We start from the raw sequence: 16,424 nt of genomic DNA, 5'->3' as shown, positions 1-16,424 counted from the left end.
GGAGAGCATGAAAGGGAAACTTATAGTAGTCGGCGGTGGCTTGGCTGGCTTAATGGCAACGATTAAAGCGGCGGAAGCAGGAGTAAATGTTGAACTGTTCTCTTTAGTACCAGTAAAACGTTCGCATTCTGTATGTGCCCAAGGTGGAATTAACGGTGCCGTAAATACGAAAGGTGAAGGGGATTCTCCATGGATCCACTTTGACGATACAATTTATGGTGGGGACTTCTTAGCGAACCAACCACCAGTTAAAGCAATGTGTGAAGCAGCACCTGGTATCATTCATTTAATGGACCGTATGGGTGTTATGTTCAACCGTACGGAAGAAGGACTTCTTGATTTCCGTCGTTTTGGTGGAACGCAACATCACCGTACAGCATTTGCTGGTGCAACAACTGGACAGCAATTACTATACGCATTAGATGAGCAAGTACGTCGTCACGAAGTAGCAGGACTTGTAACGAAATATGAAGGTTGGGATTTCTTACGAGCTGTTATTGATGATGAAGGTGTGTGCCGAGGAATCGTTGCACAAGACTTACAAACTATGGAGATTAGAAGTTTCCGAGCTGATGCCGTGATTATGGCAACAGGGGGCCCTGGTATCATCTTCGGAAAATCAACAAACTCCATTATCAATACAGGTACAGCAGCTTCTGCTGTATATCAACAAGGCGCATATTATGCAAACGGTGAGTTCATTCAAATTCACCCAACGGCAATTCCTGGAGACGATAAATTACGTCTGATGAGTGAATCTGCACGTGGTGAAGGTGGACGTGTTTGGACATATAAAGATGGTAAACCATGGTATTTCTTAGAAGAAAAATATCCGGCTTACGGAAACCTTGTACCTCGTGATATCGCAACGCGTGAAATCTTTGATGTTTGCGTAGAGCAAAAACTAGGTATTAACGGTGAAAACATGGTGTACTTAGATCTTTCTCATAAAGATCCGAAAGAACTAGATATTAAACTTGGTGGAATTATTGAAATCTATGAGAAATTTACAGGTGATGATCCTCGTAAACTACCAATGAAAATCTTCCCAGCTGTTCACTATTCAATGGGCGGGCTATGGGTTGATTATAAGCAGATGACAAGCATTCCAGGTTTATTTGCAGCAGGTGAGTGTGATTATTCTATGCACGGTGGTAACCGTCTTGGCGCGAACTCACTATTATCAGCAATTTACGGTGGTATGGTAGCAGGACCAAATGCAATTGAATATATGAAAGGTCTTTCTAAATCATCAGATGCTGTTTCATCTACTGTGTATGAACAAAATGAATTAATCGAAACAGAGAAATTTAACAATATTTTAACGCTCGATGGTAACGAAAATGCGTATGTTCTTCATAAAGAGCTTGGAGAATGGATGACAGATAACGTTACAGTAGTTCGTGAAAATAAAAAATTATTAGAAACAGATGCAAAAATTGAAGAGTTAATGGCTCGCTACAAACGTATTAACATTAACGATACAGCGAGATGGAGCAACCAAGGTGCTTCATTTACACGCCAACTTGCAAATATGTTTGAATTAGCACGTGTTATTACAATTGGTGCATATAACCGTAATGAGAGCCGTGGGGCGCATTACAAACCTGAATTCCCAAATCGTGATGATGCAAACTTCTTAAAAACTACGATGGCGAAATTTGAAGGAGAAGGAAATGCACCGGCATTCCATTACGAAGACGTGGATATTTCATTAATTAAACCACGTAAACGTGATTATTCTTCAAAACACGATGTAGCTGCTAAGAGTGAAGAGAAGGGGGATAAACAACATGTCTGAGAAAACAATCCGCCTCATCATTACGAGACAAGACGGACCAGATGCGCAAGCGTTTGACCAAGAGTTTGAAATTCCGTATCGTCCGAATATGAATATTATTTCGGCGCTTATGGAAATTCGTCGTAATCCTGTTGATTCAAAAGGAAACAAAACAACTCCGATTGCATGGGATATGAACTGTTTAGAGGAAGTATGTGGTGCATGTTCGATGGTAATTAACGGAAAACCACGTCAATCATGTACAGCGCTTATCGATCAATTAGAACAACCAATTCGCTTAAAACCGATGAAGACATTCCCGGTTGTTCGTGACTTACAAGTTGACCGTAGTCGCATGTTTAATGCTCTAAAACGTGTTAAAGCTTGGATTCCAATTGATGGTACGTATGACTTAGGACCAGGACCAAGAATGCCAGAGAAGAAACGTCAATGGGCTTATGAGCTTTCAAAATGTATGACATGTGGTGTTTGCTTAGAATCATGTCCAAACGTAAATAGTAAATCGGACTTTATTGGACCAGCACCGTTATCACAAGCTCGTTTATTTAACTCACATCCAACGGGTGAAATGCATAAAGCAGATCGCTTACGTGCAATTATGGGTGATGGAGGACTTGCAAACTGTGGTAACTCTCAAAACTGTGTGCAATCATGTCCAAAGGGTATTCCATTAACAACTTCAATTGCGGCGTTAAACCGTGATACAACAATTCAATCGTTCAAAGATTTCTTTGGTAGCGACAATAACTATTAAAAAATATTGCCTCTTCATTTCGAAGGGGCAATATTTATAACTGTATTTTTCTGTTTATTCTGTTTATTTTGAAGCGAAAAGGAGAGGGAACAATGAAGAGGATTTCTTATATTGAAGACTTTGAGCAATGGGAAAGTGGTTTTTCGTTTTACAATCCTGTAAAGGTTCGTTTTGGTGAAGTAGATATGTTTGGACATGTAAATAATGTCGTTGCCTTCACCTATTTTGAAGAAGCGCGTATCGCATTGTTTAAAGAACTTGGATTTATGCAAGAATGGACGCATGAATCTTCAGAAACGATGATTGTTGTTGCGGATTTACAATGTAATTTTATTAAACAAATATATTTTGATGAACAGTTGAAGGTGTATGTAAAAGCGGGATCAGTTGGAAATTCTTCATTAGATTTGCATTATATGGTGAAGAATGCAGAAGGAGAGGTTTGTTTAGTTGGTCGTGGAATGATGGTCCAAGCGTCGAAAAAAACAGGAAGAGGCGAACCGTGGCCTGAAGAGTGGAAGAAAAAATTACTACAATAATAGAGTGAAAGAAAAATAAGAGAGCAACATGCTCTCTTATTTTTTGTCTTCCATCGCTTCTTCTAATGTTAAATGATGTTTATATATGTATGTAGCGTATGGATTTCCAACGTAGCGCAAATGCCACGGTTCATATGAGTATTCTGTTGTTTCTGTTTTATCTTCTAAATAACGAATGACAAAGCCAAATTCATGAGCATGTTTTGCAACCCATTTACCTTCGGCTGTCTCTCCAAAAATAGGCTCTAATTGGAATTTAGCAGATTTTGAACTAATATCCATTGCTAAACCAGTTTGATGTTCACTCGTACCAGGAATGGCGCTTACTGAATCTGCCTCAGCTTTTCCTTGACGTCTAACGTATGTATCATGTAATGATTTTTGGCGTTTGTATGAACGATAACCAGATACAGCTGTAAGTTCAAGTCCTTCTTTTTTTGCTGCTGCAAACATATTTTCAAGCGCATCTGCAGCATCTTTGCGTAGCAATGTTTTTTCTTTATCTTTTGGACTAGTAAATGGTACATTTGGTCTTGTTAAGTCTTCAGGTGTATATCCATCTGGTAGTTTTCGATGTTTATTAACTAATACAAGGTTAGAATCTGGATTTGTTACAACGGAAAAATCATTGTCTAGCTTCTTGGCGTTATGATCAGCTTTTGGAAAAGCAGGAATCTCTTCTTTTTGGTGATTATTATGCTGTTGACTTTCGACAGCTTTCGCCTCATTTTGTAGTGGCGATTTAGAATCAAAGTAAGCGAAAGAAGTGATACCGATTACAATAGTAGCGGCAGAAATAAGGATTATTTTTTTCATGATGCCTTGTAATCACAATCCTTTCTTAATAAAATATGTATCGTTTTTTATTATAAGTCTAGTTTACTGAAAAAGAAATATAAGAGTCGTAACGTAATAGAAATGCAAAGAAAATGTCAGAAAATGTGTGGAATTGTAGTATTTTTTTATATAATTCATTTCTTATCTTTCATGAAATTCATTTTTTATGTAATATATATACATAAGAAGATGTAGCGATTATCGAGAATAAAGAACTTCTTGTATAGACTAGGAGTGAATGGGAATGGATTTTGCAACACTTATTGGAATCATCTTAGGAGTAGTGGCGGTAGTTGTAGGGATGGTCGTCAAGGGCGCTGACGTAATGGCCTTAGTTAATCCTGCCGCAGCATTAATTATTTTTGTTGGTACATTTGCTGCAGTATGTATCGCATTTCCGATGGATCAATTAAAAAAGATTCCAAAATTATTTAAAGTTCTTTTTGGTTCTAATAAAAAAGATTTAAGTTATGAACAGTTGCTAGAATTGTTTGTTCATTGGACATCTGAAAGTAGAAAATACGGTATTTTGTCTTTAGAGCAGCAATTAGACAAAATTCAAGATGAATTTCTTTTGCGTGGTATGAAGTTTGTGATTGATGGCGTATCTGCAGAAGATTTAGAACAGATTTTAGAAGCTGAATTAGAAGCAATTGAAGAAAGGCATGCAAAGGGGGCAGCAATTTTTTCTCAAGCTGGTACATATGCACCAACATTAGGGGTTTTAGGTGCTGTTATTGGTCTTGTAGCTGCACTTGGTAATTTAACTGATATTGAAAAGTTAGGTCACGCTATTTCGGGTGCATTTATTGCAACGATTTTTGGTATTTTCTCAGGTTATATACTATGGCATCCATTTGCAAATAAATTAAAGCAAAAATCTGCAGCTGAATTAGAGAAAAAACGTTTAATTATTGATTGTTTATTAATGTTACAAGAAGGTACATATCCGTTTATTATGAAGAACCGCATTTTAGGTGCACTTTCTGCAACTGAGCGCAAAAAGCTTGAAAAAGGGGCAGAAAAAAATGCGGAGTAAAAAAAATAGAAGAAGTAAAAAGAAAAAACACGAAGAACATATCGATGAAACTTGGCTAATCCCTTATTCTGATATGTTAACGTTGTTGTTTGCATTGTTCATCGTTTTATTCGCAATGAGCAGTATAGATGCTGCTAAGTTTAAACAGATGGCTGTTGCTTTTCGAAGTGAATTAGCTGGTGGAACAGGTAACAAAGAATTTTTAAGTGATCAGAAGCCAAATGATGAAAAGGAATTATCAGCAAGTAGTTTAGAGTCTGAGAAGATCAAAAAGAATGCTGAAGCTGAAGTAAAGCAACAAGAAATGAACGAATTAAAAGCGGTACAAAAAGGTATTGATAAGTATATTGAGGAAAATCGATTATCTTCTTCTTTTAAAACTGATTTAACAGAAAAGGGATTGAAGGTAACGATATTAGAAAATGTACTATTTGATTCTGGGAAAGCGGACGTAAAATTAGAATCGTTAAGTATTGCGAAAGAAATGTCTAATTTACTGGTTTCAGCATCACCTCGTGAAATCACAGTATCTGGACATACAGATAATGTTCCTATTGCAAATGCGCAATTTGCATCGAACTGGGAATTAAGTACGCAGCGGGCAGTTAATTTTATGCAAGTATTACTGCAAAATAAAGAATTACAACCAGGAAAATTTAGTGCAGTTGGTTACGGAGAATATCGGTCAATTGCTCCAAATGATACGCAAGAAGGAAAAGCGAAAAATAGACGTGTAGAAGTGTTTATTTTACCTTTAACGAGAAATATGCAATAAAAGAGGAGGGCACATGCCATCCTCTTTTATTTTGCATCAAATGATTTTAAGTTGTCATGGCGGATTTTATCTTTTTCTGCATCTGATTTTTTGAAATCATAATCATATAAAGCGCCTTCCCAATCACCATACATCGGATTAGGGAAAATAATAAATTTCTCACCAAATTGTGCTTTTGAATCTGCTACTGCTTGGTTTCGGTCCTTTACAGACTTTCCATCAAAACCAGTGAAGTCAGATAAGTTATCACCGAAGAATAAGACGATATCATGTGTTTGAGAAACGAGTTCACGTCGTTTTTCTTTTCCTTTTTCTTTCGGGTCTTGTAGTAATATATGTTCTTTCGTTGCTTGAGGAGCGCCTACACGCTCAAGATTTTTAATTGTTGCATCTAGTTGGTTCGTTTTACGATTTGAGATGTAGTAAATATCTACACCTTTAGACTCTGTATATTTTAAGAAATCAATTGCACCTGGAAGGGCTTCGGCTTCAGCCTTATTAATCCAGTCATCCCATTTATATGGATAGCCTTTTCCTGTTTTTACGCTCATTGCTTGATGAGGACTGTTGTCTAAAACAGTTTCATCTAAATCAAGTACGATAGCAGGTTTTTTCTCTGTCCCTTTTGCAAGAACTGCATCAAGCTTCAATTGACCGATATTGTATCCTTGGTAGTACAGTGCTTTCATTTCACCGGCTGTTTGATACCATAAATCAGCCATTAATTGCTGATCTGTTAATTTTACTTTCTCTTCTTTCGCCACTGTTTTCTCTTGTGTTCCTGAACATGCTACAAGTGATGTAGATAGAACCGCTACAGATAATAAAGTGGTAATGCCCCTTTTCATCTTCATATGTACCCTCCTTGATGTTAGAAAACCAGTTAATATTATATATCGAAAAATAATATTTTTTGTATGAACATTTGCATATTGTCTTTTGTATATATAGTAGTATGTCCTATATTAGAAAGATGAGAAAAAATGATGGGAATTATTTTGACAAGTTTAATTGTCGAAATGACAATAATAATTGACAAACTATGTAATTTTATTTACAATTTTAACTAAATGAAACAAATGATGGATTAGAGAGATGCTACATAATAAGAGGATGGAGTGTAGTGCTATATTTTATCCTGAATAAACATAGTCTTTGAAAGAGAGTATGAATGATACTAAAGGGGAGGCTTTATACTTTGAGTTTACAAATTCAAAACTTAACGAAACAATTTGGGGAATCAAAAGCAGTTAACGGCTTGCAAATTTCGTTACCAAAAGGTGAAGTGTTAGGATTACTTGGACGAAATGGTGCAGGAAAAACAACGACAATCAAAATGCTTCTCGGATTATTAACGCCTAATGAAGGCTCTATTACATGGGATGGAAAACCATTTGGGACTAGTGGGGTAACGATAGGATACTTACCAGAAGAAAGAGGTTTATATACTAAAAGTAGAGTAATAGACCAGTTGCGATATTTTGGTAGATTAGAAGGAATGACGAAAAAAGAAGTAGATCTTGCTATTGATCATTGGTTAGATCGATTAGCAATACCAGAATATAAATTTAAAACAGCAGGAGAGCTTTCAAAAGGGAACCAGCAAAAAATTCAATTAATTGCTGCTCTTCTTCATAATCCAGAACTTCTCATTTTAGATGAGCCATTTAGCGGACTGGATCCAGTGAATGCTGGAATGTTAGCTAGCATTATTGAAGAACAAGTACAGAGCGGAAAGACAATTATTTTATCTAGTCATCGTATGGAACAAGTAGAGGCTTTTTGCCAACATGTATGTATTTTGAAAAAAGGCGAAGCAGTCGTAAAAGGCCAGTTAAGTGATATTAAAAAACAATATGGTTTTCGTAATTTAACGATTGAAGATACAGAAGTGAATGAGAAGGGATTAGAATCTATACATGTATCGTATGAAAAACAACAAGGCCTTCTTTATGTGCGAGTACAAGATGATGCAGAAGCTCTAAACATTTTACAACAATTACAAGAACAAGGTGTTACCTTACGACAATTTAAGATGTTAGAGCCGACGTTAAACGAAATCTTTGTAGAGAGGGCGAAATAACGATGCGTAAATTTTCTCACGTATTTTCATTTTATTTTAGAGAAGCATTTTTATCTAAAAAATCATTAATTACGAGTGCGATTTTGTTTTTAGTTGTGTTTGGCCTTTTTGCCTTTAATCATTTCACAGCTGATAACGATAAAGGAAAAGATAAATTTGCTGTAGTAACAGAAAGTGATACGTATAAAGTGCAAGAAAGTGATGTAACAAAGTTACTCCCGTCTGCTAAAGTAACGGTAGAAAATAAGGATAAGTTTAATGAGTTACGTAAGCAAGTAGAAGATGGGGATCTAGACGGTTTATTCCGTATTACAGAAAAGAATGGTATTCCAGAAGTGACGTATATGTATAGTGGTTTTCCAAGTCAATCAACTGCTACACTTATGGCGAGTTATTTAAAAGAACAATATACAGCGGTAATGATCGAAAAAAATAATGTATCTGCAGAAGTAGCCAAACAGTTACAGATGGAAATTCCGTTAAAGCAAGAGGCAGTAAAGGATCATGCATCTTCCTTTGGAATTGGTTATGTTTTCTCGTTTGCTTTATATATGTTTATTGTTATCTTTGGTGCTGCAATTGGAACAACTGTGGCATCTGAAAAATCATCTCGTGTTATGGAGTTAATGCTTCCGAAAGTAAAACCATTAACAATGCTACATGCCAAAATTTTAGCAATTGTTTCTAGTGCTTTACTATTACTTGTTATTGCTTCTTTCGGTTTTCTTGTACCAAATTTATTAGGGTGGGTGGATTTAGATAATGCATCCTTAATAGGACTTACACTAGATTTTTCTAAATTGGATGCTGTAGTAATTAGTATGTTCTTTGTGTATTTTGTTACGGGTTACTTACTATACGCAATGCTATATGCAGCGGTTGGTGCTGTTGTATCAAAAATTGAGGATGTGCAATCTCTTTCGTTCCCAATTACAATGTTAGGTATGGCGGCATTTTTTATTAGTCTTAAATCATTATTTGATCCAAATAGTACATTAGCTATAGTTAGTTCATATATTCCATTCTTTACACCTATGGTTACTTTTTCAAGACTTGTATCTGGTGAAGCGGGCACTGTAGAAATTATTGTGACGTTAGTCATTTTATTGGTGACTATTGTTATCGTCAATATGCTAACAAGCCGCATTTACGTAAATGGTGTAATGAATTACTCAGACAAAGTGAAATTTAAAGACTTAGCGAAATTTATAAAGCGTCAATAATGAGAGAAAAGCATGATTTCCTAATGAAATCATGCTTTTTCTTTATGTATAAATTAAAAATAGTATATAATAATAAGAGTTGTCTTTTAATAGAATGAATAAAAAGGAGGGTGTGCAGATGGGAATTAGTAGTCGTTTTACAGTAGGTGTTCATATGCTGACATTACTTGCGATAGATCGAAACTCTCGCTGTACCTCTGAATGGATTGCCGGTAGTGTGAATACAAATCCAGTTGTGATTCGTCGCATTACAGGAATGTTGAAGAGAGCAGGACTTGTTGATGTACAAGCTGGTAAAGGTGGTACGACACTTGCTCGTGATTTAGAAGAAATTACATTACTTGATGTATATAAAGCAGTGGAAGTTGTAGAAGAAGGACAGCTATTTTCCTTCCATGAAAATCCCAACATTGAATGTCCAGTAGGAGCTAATATTCAATCAGTATTAGAAATTATTTTAATGCAAGCACAAGAAGCGATGGAAAATGTACTTGCAAATGTAACGGTAGATCAACTAGTTACAAATTTAAAGTCTAAAATGAAAGAGTAAAAAAGCGAGCATCCTCATAATGAGGGCTCGCCTTTTTTTATTCAGAAATATTGAAAATTCTATTTTTCAGTATTTAAAATGAATTTACCTACGATAGCTGCTACGATACCACCAAGAATTGGTGCGATGATGAATACCCATAGTTGAGAAAGGGCTTCTCCGCCAGCGAATAAAGCTGGGGCGATACTACGAGCTGGGTTAACAGAAGTTCCAGTTAACGGAATACCTAATAAGTGAACTAAAACTAATGTGAAACCAATTACTAATCCTGCTAGAGAAGAACTTCCTTTTTTACCTGTTACAGCAACGATCACTAAAATGAATACGAAAGTTAAAATAAATTCAACTAGAAATGCTCCAGATAAACCAAGAGTTCCAAAACCGTTTTGTCCTAAATTATCTAAAGGTGTTTTAGCAGATTTTAAAATTGTTACTAACGTTGCAGTTCCTAATAAACCACCTAAAATTTGAGCTAATACATAATAACAAAGTTCCATAGCGTTCATTCTTTTATTGATGAACATAGCTACTGATACTGCTGGGTTAATGTGACATCCAGAAATTGTTCCGATGCTATATGCCATAGCCACAATAGATAGACCGAAAGCCATAGCGATTCCTAATGTTCCAATTCCTTCAATTCCGCCGCCAATGACAGCTACTCCAGTTCCGAATAATACTAGTACAAACGTACCAATAAATTCAGCGATTGCTTTTTTTAACATAATTTACCTCCTATTGTTGCGCATGAACCGTATTATAACATAGGTTTTAGTATAAACCGTTAATGAAATACTATTCTGATAAGGCACAATAGGGGGACAATAAAAAAGAGTATAGTTCTTTGTTACAGAACCATACTCTTTTTTTATGCTGTTTTTTTCTGTTTAACGACTGGAACAGAACGGTTTAAAATGCTATTTGCAACCATTCCTAACATAATAATAATCATTCCAAGTAGGGAAAGCCCGCCAGGAAATGAACCATTTAAGAAAACAATTTCGCCAAGCACGGTAAAGACCATCGTTCCAGCTTGCGTTGCTTCAACAGCTCCAAGTAGAGCGAGATTATCTTTGGCTAAGTCAGTAGCAAAGAAAAATGTCATTGTCGCTATAACGCCAGAACATAATGCTAACAAAAATCCTTGTAGCATTTGGCTTGATGTTGGAATACCAGTAGTAGAAAATCCGTATATACCAAGTAAAATTGTTATAGGAAGACTGCCTATTGCCATTCCTAATACACGTTGGAATGTATCAAGGCGCCCACCAACAAGTTCCATCATTTTTCGGTTACCGAACGGATATAAGAAAGCAGCTAACACGACAGGTAAAAAACCTGAAATAAACTGAGTCATTGTAATGTGACCTGCTGCAGTTGCTTGCATACAAATTACACCAAGTAAAATAAATAATGCAACGTATAAACTACGAAGTGGAATTTTTCCGCGTACAAGTTTCGTACCTGATTTCGTTTCTATTTTAACGAAAAATAATGGCGAGAGTAGTAAACCTGCTAATATAGTAACTTGCCAAGTTCCAGCAACGAGCCAAGCTGGAGAAAAGACAGCTGCAAAACTTAATAAAGAATAGAAACCAATACCAGCAACAGAACCCCACCCGATCCAAGCCAATGGATGTTTCTTTAATTCTTCCCATAACTCCCTTAAGTTTTTGCGAAATAAAACGATAAGGAATAAAATAGGGAGAGCAAATAAAAAACGGAAGGAAGCTGTCCAAGCCCAGCTCGTTCCAGATACATTCATCGCTCGATTTATAATAAAAGTTGCGGAAAAAAAGGCTGATGATAAAAGGCCTAATAAAATTGCGCGCATGAAGTATAGCACTCCTTTCGGAATTTAATGATTATGTATAGTATAATATACTTTATCTAGATAAAAGTAAACTATTTTATATTTTAAGGTGGTTTTATAGATGAAAGAACATGAAGATATGCAAACGAAAGAAGTCATTCAGCAAGTAGGTCAGTTATTAAGGCAAATTCGAAATGAACAAAAATTAAGTTTAGAAGAATTAGCTCAAAAAACAGGGGTTAGTAAATTAACATTAGGAAAGATTGAAAGAGGCGAAACGAATCCGACGTTAGCTGTCATTTGGAAAATAACGAAAGGGTTATCGATTCCTTTATCGAGATTGATGGTTGTTGGAGAACCTGTAGCGGTTGCGCGCTGCGGAGAAGGATTTGCAGTAGACGTAGGACAAGCATGGCATTTAGAAACAATGTTCCGTTATACGAAAGAAACGGGTATGGAAATGCACCGTGCTTGTTTAAGGTCGAATAGTATATATGAACCAGAAGCTCATCATGAAGGTGCTATTGAGCTTGTAACGGTAATGAAAGGAAAAGTATCGATTCAAGTAGAAAGCGATGTTTACGAATTAAATGAGTTTGACTCTATTCAATTTGAAGCGAATAAGAAACATAGTTATAAGAATGAAGAAGATGAAGTGGCGGTATTACATTTAACGATGAAATATTCTTCATGAAAAAATCCCCTATAGAAAAATCTATAGGGGATTTTGTATACACTATGCTCAAATATACGAAAGAATGTTATTAGTAAGAGCGTGGCATAAGTAATAAACAAATAAAATAAACTAAAAACCCCGTCCCAAAACATAAAACTGCAATGACCCAAAGTATGCGAATGAGAGTAGAGCTAATATCAAAATATTCTCCTAAACCACCGCATATACCAAATAGCATTTTATCAGTTTCGGATTTATATAATTTTTTTGACATATTACGATCAACTCCTTTTTATAGCAAACTATATACTTCTATTCTATATGGAAATCTATGAGGAGACTATGAGGTTGTATGACATTTTTTTATAAAGTGAACCGTATTTTAAAATTTAGATGTGAGGTCATATAAACAATAAATCTAATTTATAGCGCAGTATAATAGTTTGCGATAAAAATAAAAAGGCCTTAGGTAGCAAAATTTAAGCTACCAAAAAGGCCTCATATTATTGTTTCATTTTATAGTTGAATTGTTGATGTATCCAATGTGAAAACAGAAAACAAATACTTAGTGAAAGAGTAACCGCTATACTAACCCAAATGCTCGTTAAAGGACCGATTAAGAAGTAAACTACATAACCGGTAAGAGCACCAATAATCGAGATGAGCGGTATAATGATGCTGATTTTTTGCTTGCTGAAAATAACGAATAATATTGTGATGATAAGAGATGTATAAAGAATACCAAAGAAAAAAATAATTTCTAAAATCGTATAGTTTGTAGTAATTGTAATGAAAAAAGCTAAAAATCCGATAGTGATAGAAATAAAATGAGTTGTATATAATTTGAAATTTATTTTTGTAGGTATCATCGGTATAAAATCTCGAATGAGTTTAGTAAATCCATGTATCCAAGAAATAAAACTAGAAGTTATTGCGCTTAACGAACCGATAACGAGCAGATAAAATAAAATGGTAAATTCTATTTTTTTTGGAAGCTGGACTAGAAGATCGTATAAATGATCTAAGCTCCCACTAAAGATAACTATCATAATTAGAGAAGCGAATGCCAAAGGGATAGTAATCCATATAAATCCTGATAGTAAAAAAGTTGGAATAATTTTTTTAGGATGAATACGGAAAGCTTTATCCCAAGATGCAGGGCTTATTAATACTCTTCCTGTTTCAATGAGAATACCGGCAGTAAGAAAATATATTCCATTTCTATTTTCATAAAATAGCAAGTACGGGTGATATAAGCGGATTCCATCGTATACATGGGTAATGCCATCTTGCACAAAAAAATAAATTGGAATAATGATCATAGTAGAAAACATTAATACAGTTTGCATAATAGCCATTTTAGTAAATAGCTTAGCGTTACTTAATATTACGAATATTGTACAAAGGGTAATGAAAAGGAAAGAACCCAATGTATATGGAATATGGAAAAAAACATTAAGTAAAATACTAGCAACTTTCGTTTGAATGAACATACTTTCTATACTTAATAGAACAAGGAAAGAGCATACAATTATATATCCTTTGCGAGAAAGTTTATAAGATAAGTAATCGTGAATGGATTCTCCTTCTGGGAATGTAGAACGTATTTTTTTTATTAAAATCCCCAATAAAATAAGAGTAAAAGGGCCAATCATCGCATAAAGAATACCAGCGATTAGCCCATAATTAATAATCGATTCAGGTAAAGCGAGCGTCGATATACTTGCGACCCATTTAGATAATAAAAGAACAGTACCAGTTCCAATGCCTAATTGTAAAGGTGTGAAAGCTGAGTTGTTTTTCTTCACAATTTATCCCTCGCCTCTATATTCTTTCGGAGTCATTCCGGTCATCTTACGAAAAACAGTGCTGAAATAATGCTGACTATTAAAACCAGATCTTTCAGAGATTTGAGAGATACACCAATGTGGGTGTTCCATTAAATATTTCTGTGACATTTCAATCCGATATTGCATGATATATCCGGAAAATGAAACCCCTACTTCTTCATGGAATTTTCGGCTTAAATAAGTCGGATTTGTATGTACTTTAGTTGCGATGTCTGCTAAGTGTAGTTTGTCATGAAAAGTTTCATGGATGATGTCTAATGTATCTTGAATAATACGTGAGTAGGAAGGGGTATTAGCATCTCCTTTGTACTTTTGTAATATATCGATGAGTTCTTTCTCTATAATTGGCTTTGTTATGTAGTCAATAACGCCTAGACGAATAGATTGTTTTGCATAATCGAAATTTTGATATGCGGTTACAATAATGATATCGAGGTTAGAGTTATTATTTTTTAATTTCTCACCTAGTTGTAGGCCGGATATGCCCGGAAGGTGAATATCTAAAAGTGCCAAATGAATTGAGAATTTTTCATTTATACGTAAAGCTTCAGCCGCATCTAAAGCTAGATGTAATGTCCAATTAGGGAACTGACGGTGGATAAGAAATTCTAATTGTTCCAGTTCCAGTGGTTCGTCATCTACTAATAGCACGTTCATTTTTGTATTACCTCCTCTGTGTTTTTTTCTGTGATGAAAGGCCATGTGATTTCTACTTTCGTGCCATTCTCTTTTGTAGAGAGGAAAGAGAATGTAGTTTGTTCTTGAAAGAATAACTGAAATCGTTGTTTTATATTTTCAAGTCCGTATCCGCTTTCTTCCGTATGGGAAGTAAATGGTTTGTTTTGAGTACCGTTGTCGGATACTAGAAGTGTAATTCGGTTATTTGTATTGTGTAGATGAATATTTAAAATAGCTTGACCAGCTTTTTTTTCAAGACCGTGTTTAAAAGAATTCTCAACTAACGTTTGAATAACGAAAGGTGGAATATAAGCATTCTGTAAATCTTCAGAAGAAGTAATATTTATTGAAAGTCTCGAGCGAAACCGCATTTTTTGAATCTCAATATAATAATTCGTATAAGCCAGTTCTTCAGAGATTGGAATTAACAAATCTGTTGTTTTATATTTTCCTTTCAAAAATAGAGAAAAGATCTCGAGTGATTTGACAACTTCATCTGTTCTCTGTAGACGAGCTAAGCTCAAAATTGTATTTAATGTATTGAATAAAAAATGAGGCTGAATTTGTTGCGTAAGTTGATGATATAAAGACTGTTGCAACTCTCGTTCCAGTGCTATTTTTTTCTTTTCACTTTCTAGTAAATCGATTCGTTTTTCAAAAATAAATAAACATAATAAAATAATAGCTCCAAAAATTGGAGCTAAGACAAGTATAGTTATTAATACAGCAAATGCTTCATAAGTTAACATACATACCTCAATCTTGTTTTTTATTATTATACTAAAGCGTTGTAAATGTTTCTATTATTCAGACTCGGATCAAATGATATGACAGGCTACTTTATGACCTTCGCTTATAGATTGAAAACTTGGTTGCTGCGTAGCGCATTTTTCAATGGCATACGGACAACGAGTATGAAAACGACAGCCTTTTGGCGGGTTTAGAGGAGAGGGGAGGTCTCCTTTAAGTTCAATGCGTTCTTTTTTCGTTCCTGCACTAATGGTAGGAATTGCTGAGAGAAGCGCTTTTGTGTAAGGGTGTTGCGGATTGTTAAAAAGAGAATGTTTATCGGCAATCTCCACAATGGTACCAAGGTACATTACAATGATGCGATCTGATATGTGACGAACGACAGCTAAGTCGTGAGAGATGAATAAATATGTTAACCCGTATTGTTGTTGCAACTGCTTTAATAAATTTAAAACTTGTGCTTGCACTGAAACATCTAAGGCGGAGACAGCCTCGTCACAAATAATGAGTTTTGGATTAACAGCTAAGGCGCGTGCGATTCCGATTCTTTGCCGTTGACCACCGCTAAATTCATGTGGATAGCGCTTCACTGCATCAGGTGGAAGACCAACTTTCCCGAGCAGCTCAATAACTTTCGCCATTCTTTCACCTTTTGGGCATACGTTTTGAATGGCTATAGCTTCTTCTAAAATGCTCCCTACAGTTTGCCTAGGGTTTAAAGAAGCAAAGGGATCTTGAAAAATAACTTGTAAATCTTTTCGAACCTTTCGCATTGCTGAGTTATTTAATTCTAGTAAATCCTTGTCTTGAAAAATAATTTTTCCACTTGTTGCTTCATCAAGGCGTAATATTGCACGCCCAGTGGTGGATTTTCCGCAACCAGATTCACCAACAATACTAACAGTTTCCTTTTCGTAAATTGTAAAGCTAATATCGTCAACCGCTTTAATATAGTTAATAGAGCGTCCTAGAATTCCTTTTTTTATAGGGAAGTATTGTTTTAAGTTTTGTACTTGTAATAACTCTTTTTTATTTATTTGCGTAGCAGTAGACATA

At 35.3% G+C, this 16,424-nt stretch carries 18 protein-coding genes; 9 read left to right on the top strand and 9 right to left on the bottom strand.

All coding sequences use genetic code 11. The annotated features are described in order from the left end of the window. The first annotated feature begins 7 nt into the window (after positions 1-7). The 3 genes from sdhA to PDQ40_RS13440 all read left to right on the top strand — a co-directional run bounded on the left by sdhA (position 8) and on the right by PDQ40_RS13440 (position 3,094). Positions 8-1,801 (top strand): succinate dehydrogenase flavoprotein subunit, encoded by a 1,794-nt coding sequence (sdhA, locus tag PDQ40_RS13450; RefSeq protein ID WP_000676735.1) that lies wholly within the window; start codon positions 8-10, stop codon positions 1,799-1,801. Next, a complete protein-coding gene (sdhB, locus tag PDQ40_RS13445) occupies positions 1,794-2,555 on the top strand; it encodes a succinate dehydrogenase iron-sulfur subunit (RefSeq protein ID WP_001291826.1) in 762 nt (253 codons plus the stop codon). Before sdhA ends, sdhB begins: the two co-directional genes overlap by 8 nt. A 92-nt stretch (positions 2,556-2,647) precedes the next feature. Further along, positions 2,648-3,094, top strand: coding sequence for an acyl-CoA thioesterase (locus PDQ40_RS13440; protein ID WP_000822740.1), 447 nt, complete (start codon positions 2,648-2,650; stop codon positions 3,092-3,094). A 36-nt stretch (positions 3,095-3,130) separates the two neighbouring features. On the opposite strand, the gene PDQ40_RS13435 is transcribed toward PDQ40_RS13440, so the two are convergent. Next, positions 3,131-3,910 carry a M15 family metallopeptidase gene (locus tag PDQ40_RS13435; RefSeq protein WP_000720579.1) on the bottom strand — a complete coding sequence of 260 codons (780 nt, stop codon included), beginning with the start codon at positions 3,908-3,910 and terminating at the stop codon, positions 3,131-3,133. Positions 3,911-4,175: 265 nt separating this feature from the next. Between PDQ40_RS13435 and motA the strand changes: the two genes are divergently transcribed. Both motA and motB read left to right on the top strand, forming a co-directional pair. After that, on the top strand, positions 4,176-4,970 hold the full coding sequence (gene motA / locus PDQ40_RS13430; RefSeq protein ID WP_000344867.1) for a flagellar motor stator protein MotA: 795 nt from the start codon (positions 4,176-4,178) through the stop codon (positions 4,968-4,970). Beyond that, positions 4,960-5,745 (top strand): flagellar motor protein MotB, encoded by a 786-nt coding sequence (gene motB, locus PDQ40_RS13425; protein ID WP_001256753.1) that lies wholly within the window; start codon positions 4,960-4,962, stop codon positions 5,743-5,745. The genes motA and motB overlap by 11 nt, the downstream gene beginning before the upstream one ends. A 26-nt stretch (positions 5,746-5,771) precedes the next feature. Here motB and PDQ40_RS13420 read toward each other — a convergent pair whose 3' ends face one another. Further along, the gene (locus PDQ40_RS13420; protein ID WP_270691452.1) at positions 5,772-6,599 is read right to left on the bottom strand and encodes a 5'-nucleotidase, lipoprotein e(P4) family; all 828 of its coding nucleotides are present in this window, start codon (positions 6,597-6,599) and stop codon (positions 5,772-5,774) included. A 344-nt stretch (positions 6,600-6,943) separates the two neighbouring features. On the opposite strand from PDQ40_RS13420, the gene PDQ40_RS13415 reads away from it, so the two are divergent. The 3 genes from PDQ40_RS13415 (at position 6,944) to PDQ40_RS13405 (ending at position 9,601) form a co-directional block, all read left to right on the top strand. Beyond that, positions 6,944-7,828: an ABC transporter ATP-binding protein gene (locus PDQ40_RS13415; RefSeq protein WP_000058124.1), complete on the top strand. Its 885-nt coding sequence runs from the start codon at positions 6,944-6,946 to the stop codon at positions 7,826-7,828. Positions 7,829-7,830: 2 nt separating this feature from the next. Further along, entirely contained in the window at positions 7,831-9,051 is a 1,221-nt protein-coding gene (locus PDQ40_RS13410; protein WP_001225004.1) for an ABC transporter permease, read from the top strand. 118 nt (positions 9,052-9,169) lie between these two features. Further along, positions 9,170-9,601: an Rrf2 family transcriptional regulator gene (locus tag PDQ40_RS13405; RefSeq protein ID WP_000512998.1), complete on the top strand. Its 432-nt coding sequence runs from the start codon at positions 9,170-9,172 to the stop codon at positions 9,599-9,601. Between the two features lie 59 nt (positions 9,602-9,660). Here the strand turns inward: PDQ40_RS13405 and PDQ40_RS13400 are convergent, their stop codons facing one another. Together PDQ40_RS13400 and PDQ40_RS13395 are read right to left on the bottom strand one after the other, a co-directional pair. Further along, positions 9,661-10,326: an MIP/aquaporin family protein gene (locus PDQ40_RS13400; RefSeq protein ID WP_000913198.1), complete on the bottom strand. Its 666-nt coding sequence runs from the start codon at positions 10,324-10,326 to the stop codon at positions 9,661-9,663. A gap of 143 nt (positions 10,327-10,469) precedes the next feature. Further along, positions 10,470-11,435 carry a DMT family transporter gene (locus tag PDQ40_RS13395; protein ID WP_001201653.1) on the bottom strand — a complete coding sequence of 322 codons (966 nt, stop codon included), beginning with the start codon at positions 11,433-11,435 and terminating at the stop codon, positions 10,470-10,472. A 100-nt stretch (positions 11,436-11,535) separates the two neighbouring features. Between PDQ40_RS13395 and PDQ40_RS13390 the strand changes: the two genes are divergently transcribed. Continuing rightward, complete coding sequence (locus tag PDQ40_RS13390; RefSeq protein WP_000658051.1) at positions 11,536-12,108, top strand: helix-turn-helix domain-containing protein; 573 nt, start codon at positions 11,536-11,538, stop codon at positions 12,106-12,108. Between the two features lie 70 nt (positions 12,109-12,178). Here PDQ40_RS13390 and PDQ40_RS13385 read toward each other — a convergent pair whose 3' ends face one another. From PDQ40_RS13385 to PDQ40_RS13365, 5 genes are all read right to left on the bottom strand, one after another. After that, the gene (locus PDQ40_RS13385) at positions 12,179-12,364 is read right to left on the bottom strand and encodes a PspC domain-containing protein (protein ID WP_000038791.1); all 186 of its coding nucleotides are present in this window, start codon (positions 12,362-12,364) and stop codon (positions 12,179-12,181) included. Positions 12,365-12,593: 229 nt separating this feature from the next. Further along, complete coding sequence (locus PDQ40_RS13380) at positions 12,594-13,898, bottom strand: hypothetical protein (protein WP_000740013.1); 1,305 nt, start codon at positions 13,896-13,898, stop codon at positions 12,594-12,596. 3 nt (positions 13,899-13,901) lie between these two features. Continuing rightward, complete coding sequence (locus PDQ40_RS13375) at positions 13,902-14,597, bottom strand: response regulator transcription factor (RefSeq protein WP_001101757.1); 696 nt, start codon at positions 14,595-14,597, stop codon at positions 13,902-13,904. Next, positions 14,594-15,367: a sensor histidine kinase gene (locus PDQ40_RS13370; protein WP_270691451.1), complete on the bottom strand. Its 774-nt coding sequence runs from the start codon at positions 15,365-15,367 to the stop codon at positions 14,594-14,596. The genes PDQ40_RS13375 and PDQ40_RS13370 overlap by 4 nt, the downstream gene beginning before the upstream one ends. Before the next feature lie 69 nt (positions 15,368-15,436). Continuing rightward, positions 15,437-16,423, bottom strand: coding sequence for an ABC transporter ATP-binding protein (locus tag PDQ40_RS13365; RefSeq protein ID WP_000102013.1), 987 nt, complete (start codon positions 16,421-16,423; stop codon positions 15,437-15,439). Position 16,424 lies beyond the last annotated feature (1 nt).

This window comes from Bacillus cereus group sp. Bc061 (genome assembly GCF_027715825.1).
Classification (GTDB): Bacteria; Bacillota; Bacilli; order Bacillales; family Bacillaceae_G; genus Bacillus_A; species Bacillus_A paranthracis.
This window is presented reverse-complemented; position numbering and strand designations above follow the sequence as displayed.